The 20,542-nt window shown below is 42.1% G+C and carries 15 protein-coding genes and 1 pseudogene; 15 read left to right on the forward strand and 1 reads right to left on the reverse strand.

Features of this window, described 5'->3' with window-relative positions; genetic code table 11:
* Window positions 1–12 precede the first annotated feature (12 nt).
* The 8 genes from ACVBIO_RS00125 to ACVBIO_RS00160 all read left to right on the forward strand — a co-directional run bounded on the left by ACVBIO_RS00125 (window position 13) and on the right by ACVBIO_RS00160 (window position 14,266).
* Window positions 13–240, forward strand: coding sequence for a DUF2835 domain-containing protein (locus ACVBIO_RS00125; protein WP_447169691.1), 228 nt, complete (start codon window positions 13–15; stop codon window positions 238–240).
* 317 nt (window positions 241–557) lie between these two features.
* Window positions 558–2,606: a DUF1302 domain-containing protein gene (locus ACVBIO_RS00130; protein ID WP_447162837.1), complete on the forward strand. Its 2,049-nt coding sequence runs from the start codon at window positions 558–560 to the stop codon at window positions 2,604–2,606.
* An 18-nt stretch (window positions 2,607–2,624) separates the two neighbouring features.
* Complete coding sequence (locus ACVBIO_RS00135; protein WP_447161328.1) at window positions 2,625–3,989, forward strand: DUF1329 domain-containing protein; 1,365 nt, start codon at window positions 2,625–2,627, stop codon at window positions 3,987–3,989.
* 50 nt (window positions 3,990–4,039) lie between these two features.
* The gene (locus ACVBIO_RS00140; RefSeq protein ID WP_447161327.1) at window positions 4,040–5,059 is read left to right on the forward strand and encodes a YCF48-related protein; all 1,020 of its coding nucleotides are present in this window, start codon (window positions 4,040–4,042) and stop codon (window positions 5,057–5,059) included.
* Window positions 5,060–5,068: 9 nt separating this feature from the next.
* Window positions 5,069–7,372 carry an efflux RND transporter permease subunit gene (locus tag ACVBIO_RS00145; protein WP_447161326.1) on the forward strand — a complete coding sequence of 768 codons (2,304 nt, stop codon included), beginning with the start codon at window positions 5,069–5,071 and terminating at the stop codon, window positions 7,370–7,372.
* 261 nt (window positions 7,373–7,633) lie between these two features.
* A complete protein-coding gene (locus ACVBIO_RS00150) occupies window positions 7,634–12,478 on the forward strand; it encodes an NAD-glutamate dehydrogenase (RefSeq protein WP_447171731.1) in 4,845 nt (1,614 codons plus the stop codon).
* Window positions 12,479–12,537: 59 nt separating this feature from the next.
* Window positions 12,538–13,557 carry a quinone-dependent dihydroorotate dehydrogenase gene (gene pyrD / locus ACVBIO_RS00155; protein WP_447171732.1) on the forward strand — a complete coding sequence of 340 codons (1,020 nt, stop codon included), beginning with the start codon at window positions 12,538–12,540 and terminating at the stop codon, window positions 13,555–13,557.
* 175 nt (window positions 13,558–13,732) lie between these two features.
* Window positions 13,733–14,266: a cell division protein ZapC gene (locus ACVBIO_RS00160; protein WP_447161323.1), complete on the forward strand. Its 534-nt coding sequence runs from the start codon at window positions 13,733–13,735 to the stop codon at window positions 14,264–14,266.
* Window positions 14,267–14,607: 341 nt separating this feature from the next.
* Here the strand turns inward: ACVBIO_RS00160 and ACVBIO_RS00165 are convergent, their stop codons facing one another.
* Window positions 14,608–15,207, reverse strand: a complete 600-nt coding sequence (locus tag ACVBIO_RS00165) for a peptidylprolyl isomerase (protein WP_447171733.1) — start codon at window positions 15,205–15,207, stop codon at window positions 14,608–14,610.
* 624 nt (window positions 15,208–15,831) lie between these two features.
* Here ACVBIO_RS00165 and ACVBIO_RS00170 point away from each other — a divergent pair.
* The 7 genes and pseudogenes from ACVBIO_RS00170 to ACVBIO_RS00200 all read left to right on the forward strand — a co-directional run bounded on the left by ACVBIO_RS00170 (window position 15,832) and on the right by ACVBIO_RS00200 (window position 20,519).
* Window positions 15,832–16,134: an urease subunit gamma gene (locus ACVBIO_RS00170; protein WP_447166166.1), complete on the forward strand. Its 303-nt coding sequence runs from the start codon at window positions 15,832–15,834 to the stop codon at window positions 16,132–16,134.
* A 38-nt stretch (window positions 16,135–16,172) separates the two neighbouring features.
* A pseudogene (locus tag ACVBIO_RS00175) lies at window positions 16,173–16,478 on the forward strand (urease subunit beta); the annotation flags it as partial.
* Window positions 16,479–16,609: 131 nt separating this feature from the next.
* Window positions 16,610–18,328, forward strand: coding sequence for an urease subunit alpha (locus ACVBIO_RS00180; RefSeq protein ID WP_447171734.1), 1,719 nt, complete (start codon window positions 16,610–16,612; stop codon window positions 18,326–18,328).
* 40 nt (window positions 18,329–18,368) lie between these two features.
* On the forward strand, window positions 18,369–18,752 hold the full coding sequence (locus ACVBIO_RS00185) for a fluoride efflux transporter FluC (protein ID WP_447166168.1): 384 nt from the start codon (window positions 18,369–18,371) through the stop codon (window positions 18,750–18,752).
* 9 nt (window positions 18,753–18,761) lie between these two features.
* Window positions 18,762–19,142 (forward strand): CrcB family protein, encoded by a 381-nt coding sequence (locus tag ACVBIO_RS00190; RefSeq protein WP_447166169.1) that lies wholly within the window; start codon window positions 18,762–18,764, stop codon window positions 19,140–19,142.
* A gap of 10 nt (window positions 19,143–19,152) precedes the next feature.
* Window positions 19,153–19,776, forward strand: coding sequence for a hypothetical protein (locus ACVBIO_RS00195; protein WP_447171735.1), 624 nt, complete (start codon window positions 19,153–19,155; stop codon window positions 19,774–19,776).
* Between the two features lie 44 nt (window positions 19,777–19,820).
* Window positions 19,821–20,519: an urease accessory protein UreF gene (locus tag ACVBIO_RS00200; RefSeq protein ID WP_447166171.1), complete on the forward strand. Its 699-nt coding sequence runs from the start codon at window positions 19,821–19,823 to the stop codon at window positions 20,517–20,519.
* Window positions 20,520–20,542 lie beyond the last annotated feature (23 nt).

Here is a 20,542-nt window from a genome sequence, read left to right on the forward strand (position 1 = left end):
GAGAATGTCACCGTGGCACCCAATAAAGTATTTAATTTCCCACTCAATATCAGTTATCAAACATTCTTACCTTATTATCGAGGCGAGATAAATAAAGTTGAAGTCATCGACCTTAATGGCCAAACATTATGGATTAACGCTAGGCATTTTCGGCCCTTTTTGACTCGTGAGGGTATAAAGGCATATTTTACTATGACTGTAGATAGCCAAGGAAACCTAATTAGCCTTATTAAATGTTAGAGTAATTACTTCAAACGGTCGATTGCTTTAAACATGAATTCTTTATTGGCTATCTAACTTATAAGTTATTGTAATTACATTGTATATAAGCTTAAAAGTAGACGCATACCACTTCATCAATTACTGATTTAAATACAGCAACAAATTCTTGCTTGCTTACCTCCCTTAAGTGACGAAATCTTTTAAAGATTTTCCATGTTTCAACCTTGCTCGCCTCGTAAAAATGCTGTAACAATAGTGTTACCTGTAAGCTAACAGCATGTTGGTTAACAATTCCTATAACAAAAGAATCCAGCAGGTTACGGAGAGAAGCTAAAATGAAAAAGGTTAAAAACGGCTTAAATAAGTCGACGCTTGCTTTGGGGATAGTCGCGGCGCTCGGTTTTGGCATAACAAATCAGGCCAATGCGGTCTCATTTAATTGGGGAGAAGTAGAAGGAACATTCGATTCGACATGGACTGCTGGTGCTAGTTGGCGTGTTGAAGGTCGAGATTGGGATAATCAAATAGGTAAGGTGAATCACCCACAATTTGATTGGTCTGGATATTCAGCATTCGGTAACACTAAATACAGTGCCGCTGAGATTTGGGCGCAACCAGGTTCTTATTCTAGTAATGGCGATTTAGCCGATCTGCTATATACGCAAGGTGATACGACTGCAGAGATTGTTAAAGGACTACATGAGCTTTCTTTAAAGTATAAGAATTTCGGTGTATTTGCTCGTGGTATGTATTTTTACGATCGTAAGGCAAATGATGGAGATTATGGCTATAGCAATCCATTAACAGGCAAAGAGTACGATCCTTGTGAAGATAAAAAAGCTTCAGAAGTACAATGTAAAGATATACGTCTACTAGATGCGTTTGTTTATGCTGACTTTGACTTTAATGATGGTGCAAATCCTCTTTCAATTCGTGTGGGTAATCAGGTTGTCTCTTGGGGAGAAAGCACACTGATTGCACACGGAATTGGTGTCATCAATCCAGTTGATTTAAATATTCTTAATGCACCAGGTGCAGAACTTAAAGAAGCATTTAGACCACAAGGTATGGTTTGGGTTTCTCTTGGGGTGACCGACAATTTATCTGTTGAAGGTTTCTACCAATATGATTGGGAGCCTGTTTGGGTACCAACACCAGGCTCATTCTTATCAACTAATGATTTCGCCGGCTATGGCGGCTATTACCAAAATGCACAGCTAGGTTTTAACGCAAACCCAGATATGGATCTCGACTTCTTGTTGTCTGAATACAATACCCTCGTTGGTATGGTCGGCTCAGGTGCTGTTGATCCCGCTGATTTGGCTAAACTTGCACTGGCTTATCCAACAAAAGCAACGTTAGTTGAAGATCCTGCATCGGCAAGTGATGATGGTCAATGGGGTATAAAGCTCGGTTACTACGCACCAGAATTGGGCGAGACTGAATTCGGTTTGTATTACATGAATTACCACAGTCGTCGTCCACTCATTAGTGGTACTACTGCTAACTTCTCTGAAGAGGCTATTGGCCGCGACTTACAACGTCTAGGCGGCAAAGCACAGTCTGGCGAAGCCATGACGCGCGAAGACTTGTTAGCGTTAGAAACATTCTCTAAGGCGCAGATTGTTTACCCTGAAGATATCCAATTAATGGGTGTGAGCTTTAATACACTGCTTGGTGACACTTCTGTTGCGGGAGAAATTGCTCACCGCCTAGATGAACCATTACAAATTGATGATGTAGAGTTACTATTTGCGGCAATGCCACAGCAGTTAGCGAATGCAGGTTTGCGCCCAGATTTGGACGGTATTTCTCAAGTTGAAAATTACGGCCCAGGCGAATATGCAGAAGGCTTTATCCGCCTAGATACCACTCAAGCACAGACGACATTTACCCATCTATTTGGCCCGACATTGGGCACCGATAATCTTACTATGTTAGCTGAAGTTGGTGGCGTGTGGATCCATGATATGCCAAGCCATGATGAACTTAGATTAAATGGTCCTGGTACTGCGCGCTCAGGTGGTAACCCAGATATGCCGGGGATCATTGAGGCACTTCATAACGGACCTGAAACGAACCCTTTCCCTACTGACTTTGCTTGGGGTTATCGCCTCGTTGCGAAAGCGGACTATAACAACGTGTTGGGTGGGGTAAATATTGCGCCTCGGATCATTTTCTCTCATGACGTTGATGGTATTACGCCAGATCCGATGTTCCTGTTTACCGAAGGCAAAAAATCAGTGGCATTAGGCGTGAACTTTGATTATCAAAGTCGTTGGGGCGCAGATATCTCTTATAACACCTTCTTTGGTGGCGTCGGCACGACAAATTCATTAGCTGACCGAGATTACGTTTCGTTCAACCTTAAGTATTCAATCTAAATCACAAGGACAATAACAATGAATAAACTTGCGATATTGCCTGTAGCAGTGATGTTTGCTTTAAGTGCTCCAAGTGCTTTGGCTAAAGTCTCTGAAGCAGATGCAGCTAAATTAGGCACTGAGTTGACGCCACTTGGCGGAGAAAAAGCGGCAAATGCAGATGGTTCTATTCCTGCATGGGACGGTGGCATCACTAAACCTGTAGCAGGATATAGCCAAGGAATGCATCACCCAGATCCATTCCCAAGCGATAAAATAGAATTTACTATTACTAATGCAAATAAAGATCAGTACAAAGAGTTTCTCTCTGATGGTCAAATTAAGTTGTTTGAGTTGTATCCTGAGACATTCAAGATGAATGTCTATCAGACTCGCCGCTCAGCTTCTGTACCGCAGTTCGTCTATGATGCGACTAAAGAAAATGCAACCCGTGCAGAGTTAATTGATGGTGGCAACGGTATTACGGGAGCCTCAATTGGTATTCCGTTCCCAATGCCTGAAAATGGTTTAGAAGTTATCTGGAACCATGTACTTCGCTTTCGCGGTGTAGATATTAAAACATCTCGTAGTCAGGCTGCACCGACTGCTGGGGGTAGCTATACCTTAGTTGAAACGGCAGAAGAAATTCGTTTCCAATACTCTCGTCCAGAAATGACACTGGATAAGCTGTCCAAAGATAATACGCTGTTTTTCTTTAAACAAGTTGTTACTCAGCCTGCACGTTTAGCGGGTACCGCATTGTTAGTTAAAGAAACCATGGATCAGGAAAAATTGCCTCGCCAAGCCTGGACCTACAATACCGGCCAACGTCGAGTGCGTAAGGCGCCAAATGTTGCTTTTGATACGCCTGGTACCGTGTCAGACGGCCTGAGAACAACAGATGATTTTGACATGTTTAACGGCTCGCCCGTGCGCTACAACTGGGAGTTAGTAGGTAAGCAAGAGCTGTTTATTCCATACAATGACTACAAGTTGCACTCGGATAAGCTTAAATATGACCAAATCATTACGCCTGGACATATTAATCCTGACCACGTGCGATACGAAAAGCACCGTGTGTGGGTCGTAAAAGCAACGCTTAAGGAAGGAATGCGTCATATCTATAAGGCACGTACTTTCTATATCGATGAAGACTCATGGCAGGTATCCGTTGCCGATCTTTACGATAACCGTGATGAGCTATATCGCGTGGCAATAGCCCATGGCTTGAACTATTACGAAGTGCCGACTCAGTGGAGTACATTGGAAGTGTTCCATGATCTTCAGTCACGTCGTTATATTGCTATGGGTCTAGATAATGAAGGCCGTATGTACGACTTCGATGCAAAATTGAGTGAAGCAAACTTTACTCCAGCTGCATTGCGCCGTGCAGGTATTCGTTAATCCACCATAAAAGAGGGGCGCAAGCCCCTCTCTATTTAAAGGAAGTTTGTATGTCGTTTAGCATGCTTCGATTAATCTCAATATTGAGTGTATTAAGCCTTTTTCAGTCTTTTTCGTTACTAGCACAAGAGGCAACATTCGAACAACAAATACAGCCTCTTGCCGCAGACTCACTCGTTTTAGATATTACAAAAAATCAACATACCTTAGTTGCAGTTGGTGAGCGAGGCCATGCCTTTGTTTATCAAGATGCCTGGAAACAGGTTGAGACTCCCACACAAGCTTTATTAACCAAAGCGTTTTTCATCACGCCCAAAAAAGGTTGGGCGGTAGGGCATGACGCCACAATTTTGCATACCGAAGATGCAGGCCAATCTTGGCAGTTGCAAATGCAATCAGCAGAGATAGAAAAGCCATTGTTAGATATTTTATTCTTTAATGAGCAACAAGGTGTCGCAGTCGGTGCGTACGGTTTGTTTTACCGTACTGAAGATGGTGGAAACAGCTGGAACAGCGAATATCATCAAGAATTACTATTCGAGGAGGATGTCGCCTATTTAGAAGAGCTTAAAGCCGAAGATGAAGCATTGTACTTATCTGAGCGAAGTACATTATTGCCGCACTTTAACCGTATTATCCCGGTAACGGACGATATGCTGATTATGGTTGGCGAGCTTGGCTTAGTTGCCACCTCAGTTGATCAAGGTCGCAGCTGGATTAAACAGGATTTTATCTACGAAGGTTCATTGTTTAACGCCGCTATTGTCGATGACACTGCATATGTAATGGGCCTTAGAGGCAATGTTTTTACCTCTGACTTAACTCTTATTGATTGGAGAAAAGTAGCGCTTCCAGTTGATTCCACCATTAATGCAGGTATTAAGTTGGGCGAGGGCACATTACGGGTTATTGGTAATGCAGGAGTCATTATCGATATTTCAGCCTCTGGTGAAAGCCAGCTAGTGGAGCAACGACAGGGTGAAAATCTAGTCGCTATTGCTGAAGACTCAGAAGGAAACTTATGGGTCGCAGGTAATAAAGGTCTCATCAAATTAGAACAAAAAAAATAGGACCTTACTATGTTAGATAAATTAGTTAATGGATTTGAATCTTATCTATTTCGTCATAGAGCTTTTGTCATATTTCTATTTGCTATCGTAACCCTCTTTTTAGGCTTACAAGCAAGTAACCTAAAAATGGATGCGGCATTTGTAAAGAATATCCCGCTTAATCATAGTTATATGCAGACCTACCTTAAGCACCAAAAGCAATTTGGTGGTGCTAATAGCATTATGGTGGCAGTCGAAGATACTAGCGGTGATATCTTTAACGCTAACTTTTTTGATGCGTTAAAGAACGTACATGACCAACTGTTTTTTATTCCCGGTGTAGATAGAGCTCAGGTTAAATCGCTGTTTTCTCCCTCGACTCGGTTTACTGAAGTGGTTGAAGATGGTTTTGCTGGGGGGCCTGTTATTCCTGCAGATTTCTCAACCACAGAGCAGGGCTTAAAAATTGTTCGTGGAAATATTGAAAAGGCAGGCATTGTTGGTCGTTTAATTGCTGAAGATTATTCAGCGGCCATGGTTAGCGCCCAATTAATGGATTTTGACCCACAGACGGGTGAGGCGCTTGATACCTTAGCATTTGCCGCGCAACTTGAAAAAGAGTTACGTGAGCAGTATGAAACTGATGACATAAAAATTCATATTATCGGTTTTGCAAAGATGGCTGGTGACGTGGCTGATGGCGCAAAAGGTGTGCTGCTGTTTTTCTTAATAGCCATCCTAGTGACGGCAGTCATGGTGTACTTCTTTTCAAAATCGGTTGCACTGACTATTTTACCGCTTGTTTGTAGTTTAATCGCGGTTATTTGGCAATTAGGCTTATTAACCGTTGTTGGTTTTGGTTTAGATCCAATGTCGATACTCATACCATTCTTGGTATTTGCGATTGGTGTCAGCCACAGTGTGCAGATGATCAATGCGGTGAGGAGGCGGGTAACAGACGGGCAAACGACGAAAGCTGCGGCGGCATTAGCCTTTAGAAGCTTGTTGATCCCAGGTGGTGTCGCATTGCTATCAGACACCATTGGTTTTATGACACTACTGGCCATTGATATTGGAATTATCAGAGAGTTGGCTATTTCTGCATCGCTTGGTGTCGCTGTCATTATTTTAACCAACTTAATGTTATTGCCGCTGCTTATTTCATTTACTACAGTAACGCCAAACAAAGATGCGCAAAATGCACAGTCGAGTAAAATCTGGATAACACTATCAAATTTTGCCACGCCAAAATATGCGGTTTGGGTGCTTATCATTACAGGGATCCTTTACGGAGTGGGCCTACAGCAGGCCAACAAGATGAAGATTGGTGATCTGCAAGGTGGCGCGCCAGCTTTGCATTTAGACTCTCGATATAATCAAGATACGTTTTTTATTACTGATAAGTTTTCAATTACTACCGATGTCATGACCATTATTGTGGAAGCATTCCCTGAGGCGTGTACTTATCACTCGGTATTGACGCAAATAGATGACTTTGAATGGCAAGTGAGTAATACCCCAGGCGTTGAGGCGACAGCGAGCCTGGCATCTGTCGCTAAGCGTGTTAATGCTGGTTTTAACGAAGGTAACCCTAAATGGAGTGTATTGCCGCGTACAACTGCGAGTTTGGTACAAGCCGTTGGACGGGTTCCTACAACTTCAGGTTTACTTAATAGCGACTGCTCGGTAATGCCTGTGTATCTGTTTCTTAAAGATCATAAAGCTGAAACCATAGAAGTTGTTATTGATAAAGTTAATCAGCTTAAAAAGCAGATGGATAACGATAAGATCCAATTTAAGTTAGCATCTGGTCCTGTTGGTGTGATGGCTGCAACTAATGAAGCGGTAGCTGAAGCGCAATTGCCTATGATGTTATATGTCTATGGCGCGGTCTTTATTCTTTGCCTAATTAGCTTCCGTTCATTACGTGCCACGATTGCAGTGATTTTACCGCTATATGTAGTGTCTACATTAGCTCAGGCATTGATGACTCAGCTTGATATTGGCCTTGCGGTAAGTACTTTGCCTGTTATTGCACTCGGTGTTGGTATCGGGGTCGATTACGGGATCTATATTTTATCGACGATGGCGGTTCGTTTAAGAGACGGCATGCCAGTTCAGCAAGCATATTATGAAGCATTAGTTGAACGCGGGAGTGCGGTTATTTTCACCGGCCTGACTTTGGCAATAGGTGTGAGTACTTGGTTCTTCTCGGCGCTTAAGTTCCAAATGGACATGGGAATATTGCTAACATTTATGTTTTTGGTAAATATGTTGGGGGCAATAATTATCCTACCGGCCATCGCCGCGATGTTTTGGCGGCAGCCCAAGTAGAATCGACTAAAGAGGAGCATTAGCTCCTCTTTTTTTATGCATAAAAAAACGTTATATACGATTGTTATGTCATCAGTGTGAATAAAATCGGTACAAGGTTAATATTGATGAGGATGTACCACTAAAATAGTTCTCGAAATATAGGGGATTTAGTAATAAACTTCGCGCTATGACCTAGGTCACAGAAATAGCTCAGGTCCGTTTGATAAGCATCCATAAAAATTAAAAAGCGCTGCCATAGCCCCCTAAGGAAATAGCAACATGGCCTTGAAAGATGCAATGCCTTCAGTACTGCTCGAAAATGTAGTCAACCTAATTCACGCTAAAGTACCCAATTCACAAGCAAAACAAGTAGAACAGTTCGCTACTTGCCTCTATGCGCACATGTCAAAAGATGACCTCAACGCGCGTAATGACAGTGACCTATATGGTGCTGTTTTGAGTCAATGGAATGCACTAAATAAGACCGCCGTCGGGGAAGGTCATATTAGAGTATTTAACCCTAGCCAGTCTAAGCATGGTTGGCAGTCAAGCCATTCAATTATTGAGATCATTCAACCCGACATGCCATTTCTTGTTGATTCTGTTGGCATGGCAATTAATCGTCTCGGTATTACGGCACATATGATGTTGCATACACCGATGGCAATTGAGCGAAAAGACGGCTCAGTGACGCATGTAAGCTATAGCTCAGACGATCAAAGTAATGTTGATAAAGTCGCTGTATTTCTAATTGAAATCGATAGACAAAGTAGCGACGCTGACATTAAAGCACTCACTAAAGAGATTGAATCGGTAATTGGTGACGTAGGCGCCGCGGTCAATGACTGGCAAGCTATGTCTACTAAGCTTTGCGATACAATTGCTGAGCTCGACGAGCGTCCGTACCCTGGCACTAAAGAAGAGCTTAACGAAGCGAAGAACTTTTTATCTTACCTAAATGATCACCACCTCACCTTACTTGGTTATCGTCGCTATGATTTGCATAAAGTTGAGGGTGATTTAGAGTTAGTCGCTGATAAGTCGACCAGTTTAGGTTTAATGACTAAATCAGCCAAAGCTAAAACAGAAACAGGCTTACTGCTGTCTAATTTCTCTGAAAGTGCCCGTAAAGAAGCACTTGATAAGAGTTTATTAGTATTAACCAAGAGTAGCGAGAAAAGCCGAGTTCACCGTCCTGCTTATGTTGATTATATCGGTGTAAAGCGTTTTGATGAGCAAGGTAATGTGATTGGTGAAGACAGATTTATAGGTCTTTACGCATCTAACCTTTATAACCGCAGTCCTCGTGAAATTCCGCTTTTAGCTCAAAAAGTTCAACGTGTACTCGACAACTCCGGTCTTACCCCACGTTCGCATGACTATAAAGCACTGATGCATATCCTTGAGACCTTGCCACGTGATGAGCTTATTCAAGCAAGTGTTGAACAGTTAGCCTCAATTGCTCATGGTGTTTTAGAGATGCAAGATCGCGACAAACTTAAATTGTTTGTCCGTAAGGATGGCTTCGGCCGGTTCTTCTCTTGTCTCGTTTATGTCTCAAAAGATAGATATAACACTAAATTACGTGAAGATACTCAACGCATCCTTGCTCAACACTTTAATAGTTCAGAGGACGTTGAATTTACAACTTATTTCTCAGAGTCTACTTTGGCAAGAACCCATTACATCATCAAAGTTGACAACAATAATATGGACGTCGATGTGGCAGCGATAGAGAATAATTTGACTGAAGCAGCTCGCTCTTGGGAAGATAAACTTGCAAGCGCTGTATACAGTGCTCAAGGTGAAGAGTTAGGTAATAGCCTAATTAAGCGTTATGTAGACGCGTTCCCACGTAGTTATAAAGAAGATGTGTTACCAAGTTCATCAGTGGTTGATATTCAGCACTTAGAAGAACTTGATGATGACCATAAGTTGGGAATGCTGTTTTATCAGCCGCAAGAGACTGCTCTCAATAACAGCAAAGTTCGCTTAAAACTTTTCCATAAAGATGAGCCTATCCATCTTTCTGATGTGTTGCCTATGTTAGAAAACTTCGGCTTACGGGTTATCAATGAGAGACCGTACGAAGTTAAAACAGCTGATGGAGCGACTTACTGGATCTTAGATTTCTTGATGACAACCCAAAATGTTGCCTCAGATGATTTAGCAGACAGTCAAGAACGCTTCCAAACTGCCTTGTCTCAAGTATGGAAGAAAGAGCTTGAAGACGATGGCTTTAACCGCTTAGTACTGTCTACCGGTTTAACTGGCCGTGAAGTTTCTGTGCTGCGTGCATATGCTAAATATATGCGTCAAATCGACTCTACATTTAGCCAAGCTTACATTGAAGAAACATTCTCAAGCTATCCGCAAATTGCTGATCTGCTAGTTAAAATGTACATACGAAAGTTTAATCCTAAGCTGAAAACACGGACACTAAACAAGTTTATAGAGCAGATAGACATTCGTCTTGACGATGTATCTAGCCTAGATGATGACCGTATCATTCGCCGTTATCTCGATTTAATTAATGCGACCAGTCGTACTAACTTCTATCAGTTAGCTGAAACGGGTTTACCTAAAGCATACATTTCATTCAAGTTTGAGCCAGCATTGATCCCTGAGATGCCTAAGCCTCTGCCTAAGTATGAAATCTTTGTCTATTCACCACGCGTTGAAGGTGTGCACCTTCGTGGCGGTAAAGTGGCTCGTGGTGGTCTACGTTGGTCTGATAGACGTGAAGATTTCCGTACCGAAGTACTGGGTCTGGTTAAAGCGCAGCAGGTAAAAAATACGGTTATTGTTCCTGTTGGTGCAAAAGGTGGTTTTGTTTGTAAACAATTGCCAACGGATGGCGGTCGTGAAGCTTTCTTCGCAGAAGGACAAGAGTGCTATCGTCTATTTATTCGTGGCTTACTTGATATCAGCGATAACATCATCAATGGTGAAGTGGTTGCCCCCGAAAATGTGGTTAGACACGATGAAGACGATCCGTATTTAGTTGTTGCGGCCGATAAGGGCACGGCAACCTTCTCTGATATCGCCAATGAAATCGCTATCGAATATAACTTCTGGTTAGGTGATGCATTTGCCTCCGGTGGCAGTAACGGCTACGACCATAAGAAAATGGGTATTACCGCACGTGGTGCGTGGGAATCGGTTAAACGCCATTTCCGCGAGATGGGGGTTAATTGTCAGACGACTGATTTCACCTGTTTAGCAGTAGGCGATATGGCGGGTGATGTATTTGGTAATGGCATGTTGTTATCTAAGCACACTCGTTTAGTTGCTGCCTTTAACCACATGCATATCTTTATCGATCCGAATCCTGATGCTGCGACTAGCTATGTTGAACGTGAGCGTTTATTTGCGCTACCTCGTTCAAGTTGGGAAGATTACAACCAAGCGCTTATCTCTAAAGGTGGCGGCATATTCTTGCGTTCTGCTAAGTCAATTCCGTTGTCTGCAGAAATGAAGAAAATGCTGGGTAGTCAAAAAGCGTCAATGGCGCCACTTGAGTTACTCAAAGAGCTACTTAAGATGCAAGTTGATCTTATTTGGAATGGCGGTATTGGCACATACGTTAAGGCGACAAGTGAATCGCATGTTGAAGTTGGCGATCGAGCTAACGACGCAATTCGTGTTAACGGCAATGAAGTTAAAGCTAAAATTATTGGTGAAGGTGGAAACTTAGGGTGTACCCAATTAGGCCGTATTGAATACTGCGCTAATGGTGGCCGTATGAACACTGATTTTGTTGATAACGTTGGTGGTGTCGATTGCTCTGATAATGAAGTTAACATTAAGATTTTGCTTAACGCTTTAGTTGCTGACGGTGAGATGACGCTTAAACAGCGTAATCGCTTGCTAGAAGAGATGACTGATGAAGTTAGCCGCATCGTACTGCAAGACTGTAAAGATCAGACTCGTACGATTTCGGTCACACAAGTACGAGGTGCGGAGCAACTAAAAGAGCAAGTTCGCTTCATTCACTATCTTGAGAAAGAAGGTAAGTTGGATAGGGCTCTTGAGTTCTTGCCAAATGAAGATGAGCTTGCCGATCGCCTAGTAAATGGTAAGTCTCTTACTCGTCCAGAGTTATCTGTACTTGTTGCTTACGCTAAGATGGTCCTAAAAGAGCAGTTGCTAACATCAGAAATTACTGAAGATAGCTTCTTAAGTCAGCTTTTAGTTGAGTACTTCCCTAAGCAACTGCAAGAGAAGTATATCGACAACATGGCTGCGCATCCGTTACGCGGTGAAATTATCGCCACGTCTTTAGCCAATGAATTGGTTAATGATATGGGACTTAATTTCGTTCAACGTATGCAAGATGAGACAGGTGCCTCAGTAGCAGAAGCTGCCATTTGTTATACTATGGCTCGCGAAGTATTTGGTTTAGCTGATTTAACTAAATCTATTACTGATTTAAATGGTGTTATTCCAGCCGTTGTACAGTGTGAAATGCTGCATCAGTTGCGCCGTAATATCCGTCGTGCGAGTCGTTGGTTCTTGCGTCATCGTAATCGTAGCTTGAATATTGAACAAACAATTGAGTTCTTTAAACCTGTATTTGATGAATTAAAAGCAAGTGTTCACCAATATATGGTTAATGAAGAGGTTGAGGGTATTCGAGCTGAATCGAACGCATTGATCAAAGAAGGTGTACCTGAAGATGTCGCTATGGTAGTGGCTAATGTCAGCACCTTGTTCTCTGCATTGGATATTGCACAAATCTGTACTCTAGAAAACAAGCCCGTACCATTAGTTGCTGAAACGTACTTTAAGCTTGGTGCTAGTGTTGATTTACACTGGTTCCTTGAGCAAATTAGTGCGCAGCCTGTGACTAACCATTGGCAAGCATTAGCAAGAGCGGCCTTTAGAGAAGAGCTTGATTGGCAGCAGCGTTCATTAAGTTCAGTCGTTTTAAGAACTTGTACTGAAACATGTGATGCGAATAAGATCATTTCAGAATGGATTGAGTCAAATCAAAGCCTATTGGAGCGTTGGTTCCATATGCTTGCTGACTTCAAGACTTCGCAAAGCCATGAGTTTGCAAAGTTCTCTGTAGCCCTACGTGAACTTAATCTTTTGATCCTTCACTGTGAAGGTCAAAAGTAATCTGATTTAAATCAGAAGCCCTGGCAAATGCCGGGGCTTTTTTCGGTCTAGGAGAAAACATGTTTTATAAAATCGCACAAAAGTTCATGTTTCAGATGGATCCAGAACTGGCGCATAATTTCGCTATTGGCAGTTTAAAATCTACTGGTAATACGCCTTTAAATTGCTTTTATGCGCAAAATATCAAGCCAGCGCCTGTCACTATGATGGGACTGACATTTCCAAATCCAGTAGGTCTTGCCGCTGGCATGGATAAAGACGGTGAATGTATTGATGCATTTCATGCTATGGGTTTTGGCCATATTGAAGTCGGCACAGTAACACCGCGTCCACAGCCAGGTAATGATAAGCCACGCTGCTTTAGACTAAAGCCTGCTAAAGCGATTATTAATCGCATGGGTTTTAATAACAAAGGGGTAGATAACCTAGTTGAAAACCTCAAAGCAGTTAAGTCTAATGCGATGGTCGGCGTCAATATTGGCAAGAACAAAGATACACCTGTAGAGCTGGGTAAAGAGGATTACTTAATCTGTATGGATAAGGTGTATGCTTATTCAGCTTATATTGCAGTAAATATCTCTTCGCCAAATACGCCTGGTTTGCGATCGCTTCAATATGGCGATCTATTAGATGATCTGCTTGGCTCTCTAAAGGCAAAACAAAAAGAACTCGCTGAAAAACATGGTAAGTACGTACCCATTGCTTTAAAAATTGCTCCAGACTTGTCAATTGAAGAGATTGAAAAAATCGCTGAAGCACTTATAAAGAGTGAATTTGACGCTGCTATTGCGACCAATACGACGCTAACTCGTGACGGTGTTAGCGGTTTGCTGAATGCTAATGAAGCGGGTGGGTTAAGTGGTAAGCCATTGAATTCATTGTCAACAATGGTTGTTAAGCAATTGGCGGACTGTTTGAAAGGTAAACTACCGATTATTGGCGTCGGTGGTATTAATGCGGCTGAAGATGCATTAGATAAATTAGATGCTGGTGCTGAAATGGTCCAGATTTATTCAGGATTTATTTATCAAGGACCAAAACTAATTAAAGATATTGTAGAAGCATATCGAATTAAGTAATCTGACTTCGATCTAATATTATTTATTAGATCATAAAACGATCATTAAGATCCGTAAAGGATCTCAGTGATCGTTTTTTTATTCCACTATTAATTATTATCTCGAATTAAATTTATTTTGATATTGGTGAAATAATCATCTATTATTCAATTGTATCTAAATAAAGGTAAACGTTATGTTATTAATGCCAAAAAGGGATTGGCAGTGGGGATATAATGAAGCGTACGGAGTATTAAGCGTTTCGTTAGGGGATGATATGGAATTTTTATCGCCTTATAAATTAAAATCCTTAATACCTGATGCCAAAGAAACAATGGAGTTTAGCGTAGAGCACGCTAAGTTCTATATTGACTTGGTCGACCGTTTATCAAAGTCCATGTCGTTAAATGATGCACTATTAGTGCAAATTGCATTGAATGCTACCGCTGCTCATTTCTTACTGAAACCTCAGATGCCAAAATCTTGGTTTTTTAATGTCTCACATCAATGTGCTTATAGTGAAGTGGGTAAACTCTTTCAGTTAACCACGAGTCAGCATACTGTCATTGCTATGGTTATCGAGTCTGGTTTGCAAGCCTCATTGGTGATGATTATGTCGACAGAATGTCGATTAACCGACTCTAAAAAGCTTGATCAATTTGATACGATAAAAGTGATGCATGACAGGCTTTCACCTATGTCAACTCAAAGACAAGTTAACGCAGCTTAGAACGATTCATAGCATTATTTACTCTTGAACTTAAGCTGTTTTTTGGCAGGATTTTCTCTACAGTCTTTAATAATTAGCCAAGATAACTAGCTTGGCTTGGTAAGTAGTTTGGCTTGATAACTAGCTTGGATAGTTTTGGGGAATTTTTATGCCGAGGAGACTTTCACGGTGCCTTGCTTATGAAAAGTCGAATCCAGTTGACTGTTAATCCATTAGATAGATTATTGGCCATCCAATAACAAAAATTGTTTGCCCGTTCCCTTAATGATTATGAGCCAACATAACTGACGATAATATTAATGAGGCGCTTGCAGCATAATTAAACGCCTCATTATTACTGCTTAATTACTTGAACAACTCGTTTCAATAACTGAGTTAATCAAGATTTCTGATAAAGGTACGTCATTGGCTCCAGTTTTTACAATGCTTATTTGATCGACCACATCCATTCCTTTAATGACTTTCCCAAATACCGCATATCCATAATTTGAGGCAGAGGCATCAAGTTGTGGATTATCGAGTACGTTAACGAAGAACTGAGTCGTGGCAGAGTCCGGTGCGTTTGTGCGCGCCATTGCAATCGTGCCGCGTACATTGCTAATGCCAACATGAGCTTCATTAACAATTGCTTCTTTTCCCGGTTTGGCGACTAAGCCAGTGTTAAAGCCACCACCTTGGATCACAAAGTTGTTTATGCTGCGGTGAAATAGTGTTCCTGGGTAGTAATCACTATCGACGTAATCTTTAAAATTATTCCCTGTAATAGGCATATTGGTTAAATCGATGGCAAATGTCATCTCTCCCATCGTTGTAGACATGATATAGCAGACATCGGCTTGAAGCTTCGGCGCTTGTACTGGAGGCGGAGGTGTTTCAGTACTATCGCTTCCGCCACAAGCAGTTAAAGCAAGACAAAGTAGCAGAGGAAGTGTTTTTTTCATAAGGTACTCACTTTTAAAACTCGCACAACGTATGTAGTGAAAGTGTGTTTATTGTTATTTTTGTGTGAGTTTTTATTTTAAGGGTTTCTATCTGCAGATCAATGAAATGCCTGTAATGGTTACAAAGTGTCGCATCTTGGTATTAATAGGATGAGACATCAATAATTTTGCTGTGGGAAAAGTGTAATTAGCTAACAAACGCATTCTATAAATTTTTATACAAATGTAGAAATTAAGTTCTTCGGGTCTATGTCTGAATAAGCACAGTTCAAGGCTTATTTAAATAGCTCCTATTCACAAGCAAATCTTAACACCACTCATAAAATTTAGACCAAGGTTTTACGGCGAGTCATTTTTTTGGAGGGGCACATCAGCTTATGTAAGGTTAGATAGCGGGTCTAACCCACGAAGAGCTACACATTATATCGACTTCTATTATCGTTAACGTTTGGATTGCTCCTCCTTTTTAGATGAAAAATGGGCTTTTTTTATAAAGTTGGTCATATCCACCATCACTGACTACTCTTAATTCCTGAATACAACGATAAAACAAATGATTTCAATAAGCACAAAAAACAGTCGATTTAAGCGTGGAACACCAGACTAGGCTAAGGAGAAGGCGGTATGCATCTAACCCCGAGAGAAACAGATAAACTATTAATTTACATGATGGCTAGCGTGGCGTTAAAGCGCAAAGATAAAGGCTTGAAATTAAACCATCCTGAGGCCGTGGCAGTTATTAGCGCCAGTGCATTAGATGGTGCCAGAGAAGGCAAAACGTTGGAAAAAGTAATGGAAGAAGCCAGGCAAGTATTAGGTCAGGAAGATGTGATGCCTGGCGTCACTGATATGATCCCTTATGTTCAAGTCGAAGCCGTTTTTACTGACGGTAGTCGCTTGATCACTGTGCACGATCCCATTCAATAACGAGGTTAGTCATCATGGCCAATAAAAGTTCAACTGATATGACAGGTATTGCCGTTGGTGGGTTAGTCCTTGGTAAAGGCGACCTAGAGTTCAATGCCGGTTACCCAACCACCGAAATGAAAGTCAGAAATACCGGCGACCGGCCAATACAGGTTGGTTCACATTTTCATTTTTTCGAAGTTAACTGCAACCTCGAATTTGACCGTGAAGCTAGCTTTGGTAAACGGTTGAATATTCCGGCAACTACCGCATTACGTTTTGAGCCCGGTGATGAGAAAGAAATTTCACTAGTACCGTTCCAAGGTAAGCAGAGGGTAATAGGTTTTAATAGTTTAGTTGATGGTTGGGTTGGTAATGAGCATGACCACAGTTATCGTCCGCGTTTATCCGAAGCGATTGAAAAGGTGAAGCGTTACGGGTTCAAAAATAAGTCATAAACCTATCGTCAGCAGGATAACATTTTACGGAGCATATCATGCCAAAAATTTCCAGACATCAGAATGCAGATCTATTTGGACCGACCACTGGTGATAGAGTTCGGCTTGGTGATACTTGCCTACTAATTGAAATCGAGAAAGATTTACGAGTATATGGTGAAGAGGCTGTGTACGGTGGTGGTAAAACACTCCGTGATGGCATGGGCTATGACTGCGAGTTGACTAGCGCCGCAGGATCCCCCGATTTAGTCATTACTAATGTCACTATACTTGACGCTGTACAGGGAGTGATTAAAGCTGATGTTGGCATTAAAAATGGTCATATTTGTGGCATAGGTAAAGCAGGTAACCCCTCCATCATGAACCAGGTTACCCCAGGGCTCGCGCTTGGGCCAGGTACTGAAGCAATTTCAGGCGAGCATTTAATTTTAACCGCGGGTGGTATTGATGCCCATGTTCACTTTGTCTCACCACAACAAGCTGAACATGCACTCAGTAACGGTATTACGACCTTGTTTGGTGGTGGAGTAGGACCAAGCGATGGAACGAATGGTACAACCATTACTCCCGGTGTCTGGAATATTGAAATGATGCTGCGCGCTTTTGATGAATGGCCTGTCAATGCGGGGTTAATGGCGAAAGGTAACTGTTCAGCTGCTGCCCCCTTGTATGAGCAAGCTAAGGCTGGGGCTGCCGGTTTTAAAATTCACGAAGATTGGGGAAGCACACCAGGGGCAATTCGCAACGCATTAGCGGTAGCGGATAATCTGGATATCCAAGTTTGTATTCATACCGATACACTTAATGAAGCCGGTTTTGTGGAAAACACCATTGCTGCCTTTGAAGGCCGCACAATTCATACTTACCACACCGAAGGTGCAGGTGGCGGGCACGCGCCAGACATTATCAGGGTGGCTAGTTTATCTAACGTTTTGCCCAGTTCAACGAATCCAACCATACCCTATGGCATTAACTCTCAGGCTGAACTGTTTGATATGACGATGATCTGTCATAACCTCAGTCCAAAGATTCCGACTGACGTGGCCTTTGCTGAAAGTCGGATCCGAGTCGAGACCATTGCGGCAGAGAATGTGTTGCACGATATGGGTGCTATATCCATTATTTCCAGCGATTCACAAGCGATGGGCCGAGTAGGTGAAACCTGGCTACGCGCTATTCAGGCTGCCGATGTGATGAAGAAATCTCGCGGTAAATTACCTGAAGATAGTACTAACAATGATAATTTCCGCGTATTACGTTATGTAGCCAAAGTAACAACTAATCCTGCTATCGCGCAAGGTATTAACCACATTGTCGGTTCTGTTGAAGTCGGTAAACTAGCAGATTTGGTGCTATGGGATCCGGCATTTTTTGCTGCCAAACCAAAGATGATTATTAAAGGGGGCATGATTTCATGGGCATTAATGGGAGACCCTAACGCCTCACTTCCAACACCTCAGCCCGTCACTTATCGTCCTATGTATGGCGCAATGGGCGCGGCGAAGCAAGCAACCCGAATCACCTTTACCTCACAATGTGCACTAGATGATGGTGTAGTTGATAAATATCAGCTCAAATCACGGGTTGAAGCTGTCTATTCTACGCGTACAGTGACTAAGCAGCATATGATCCGTAATAACGCCATGCCAACGATCGAAGTGGATCCTGAAACCTTTGCTGTAACAGTTGATGGTGAGAATGCCACTGTTGAGCCGATGGATTCTATTGCATTGAGTCAACTGTACTTTTTTAGCTGATTAGAGGTGCGGGCAACCCCGCTCGTAGGAGTGGCAAAACATGACTGGATTAGATGTTATGTGGGTAGGTCTAGGTGGTGGAATCGGTTCTGTGCTGCGATGGTTAATGGGCCGTTGGGTTGGTACCTGGTATCACGGTAGCTTTCCTACCTCGACTTTTATTTTAAATGTATCGGGGGCATTTGTTATCGCTTATTTATCGGTCCTTTTAGGGGTTGATTGGCAAAATCGATATGGTGCCCCCCTTAATGCATTGATATTAACTGGCATATTGGGTGGCTATACCACCTTCAGTTCAATGCAATTAGATGCATTAAAGTTAGTCGAGGATAAACAGCGCCTGATGGCCGTTTTTTATCTGCTAACTTCAGTTGGTGTTGGTTTTATTGCGGCTGCGGCAGGCATAGCATTAGCCCTTATCTAAGGTGGATATATGTATGGTCTAGCACTTGTTGTTTTTATTGGGGGGGCTTTGGGCGCTATGGTTCGTGAATTTATCATGCTGGCAACCCCGCCTTTAGCGGATGGTTTTCCACTGGATATTTTACTCGCAAATATACTGGCGTCATTTTTACTTGGTCTTGCAACGGCTCATCACCGTTTAAAAAATATTTCAGATGAACTCATTTTACTGTTTGGTGTTGGTGCTATGGGAGGGATGTCGACCTTTTCCAGTTTTGCCTATGGTGCGGTAAGTGAATTAATGAAGCCCGGTGGGTTAATCATTTCGGTGGTGTATATGCTGTCTAGCTTGGTACTGGGTTTTATTGCGGTATGGCTTGGCTTGCAGCTGGCAAAAGAAATTAAGGAATAGGGACATAGCTATGATACTTGTTGAAAAAATTGTTGGAAATAGCACGGAGCCAAGTTGGATAAATGCCTTAGAGGGCTACGAAATAGATTATTTAAATTTAGAACAGTGGGAAGCACCAAAAAATAGGATCAGAAAAAACTCGCAACGAGGCTACGAAATTGCCATCTCGTTACCCCGAACGGAACAATTGAAAAATAAAGATATTATTTATATTGATGAAGTCAACAAAGTCGTAGTGATTACCCTGATTGCTTTAAAGGATGTCATGGTTATTCATTTGACTCAACTAGAAAAAATAGCGGAATGGCAGCGTTTATTGTTTCAATTAGGTCACGCATTAGGTAATCAGCATTGGCCAGCAATTTTTAAACATAACTGCGTTTACGTCCCCTTTTATGTCGACCGGAAAATTATGACGTCGGTGATGGGGACTCATGCTTTTGAAGGGCTAACGGTTGAATTTAAGGCCGGTGATGACGTTGCGCCATTACTGGAAGCCAATGAACTCAGGTTGCTCTTTGCTGGTGCTGAAGCGTCCACCCATAAACATCATATAGCAGCCGAAGATGAGAATAATCACGAACATAACCATGAGCATAAACACGATCATAAACATAGCGATACAGCGCATTAAGCAAATAGCCATTGAGCCTTAGCTATCGATTACAGGAGTAATAAATGATGCCAGCGTTAACGCTTACTCAATTGGTTAGAATGGTGCAACTGACTGACTCTGCATTACCCATAGGTAATTTTGCCTTTTCCAATGGTCTAGAATCCGCTTTACAAACAGGTATTGTCCGCAATGCGGCGGACCTTAAATCATTTACAACCGTCGCGCTAAATCAGAGTGCGAATATGGACTGTATTGCATTACTTCATGCCCATCGTGCGGCCTTACACCGTGATATACCGACATTGATTAATATTGACAATGAACTCTGGTGTCGACGTGTTGGTGACGAGCAACAACTAATGATGCGCCGTATTGGCCGTAAGTTTCCAGAGCTGGTTGATAAAATTTCATCGACTCCGTTACTTAAGGAGTGGTTGCAAGCGATCACTCAAAAACATACTCAGGGGACTTTTCCGGTGAGTCATGCGGTTATTTTTGCCGAAATGGGCATCGGGGAGCGGGAAACCTTCGCCGTCCATCAATATGGCGTGGCTTCTATGATCTTAGGAGCTGCAATGCGACTAATGAAAATTGATCATTATACCACGCAAAAAATACTGTTTGAGATCAATGAAACGCTTGATGCCAGCTATGACAACATAGCCGATAAGTTACTGGATGATATGAATTCTTTTGCCCCAATACTTGATTGTTTAATCGGACATCACAATCAGGCTCACGTCAGAATGTTCATGAATTAACCTTCAGTTAATCACACCATTAG

Source organism: Shewanella sp. 0m-8 (genome assembly GCF_052977265.1).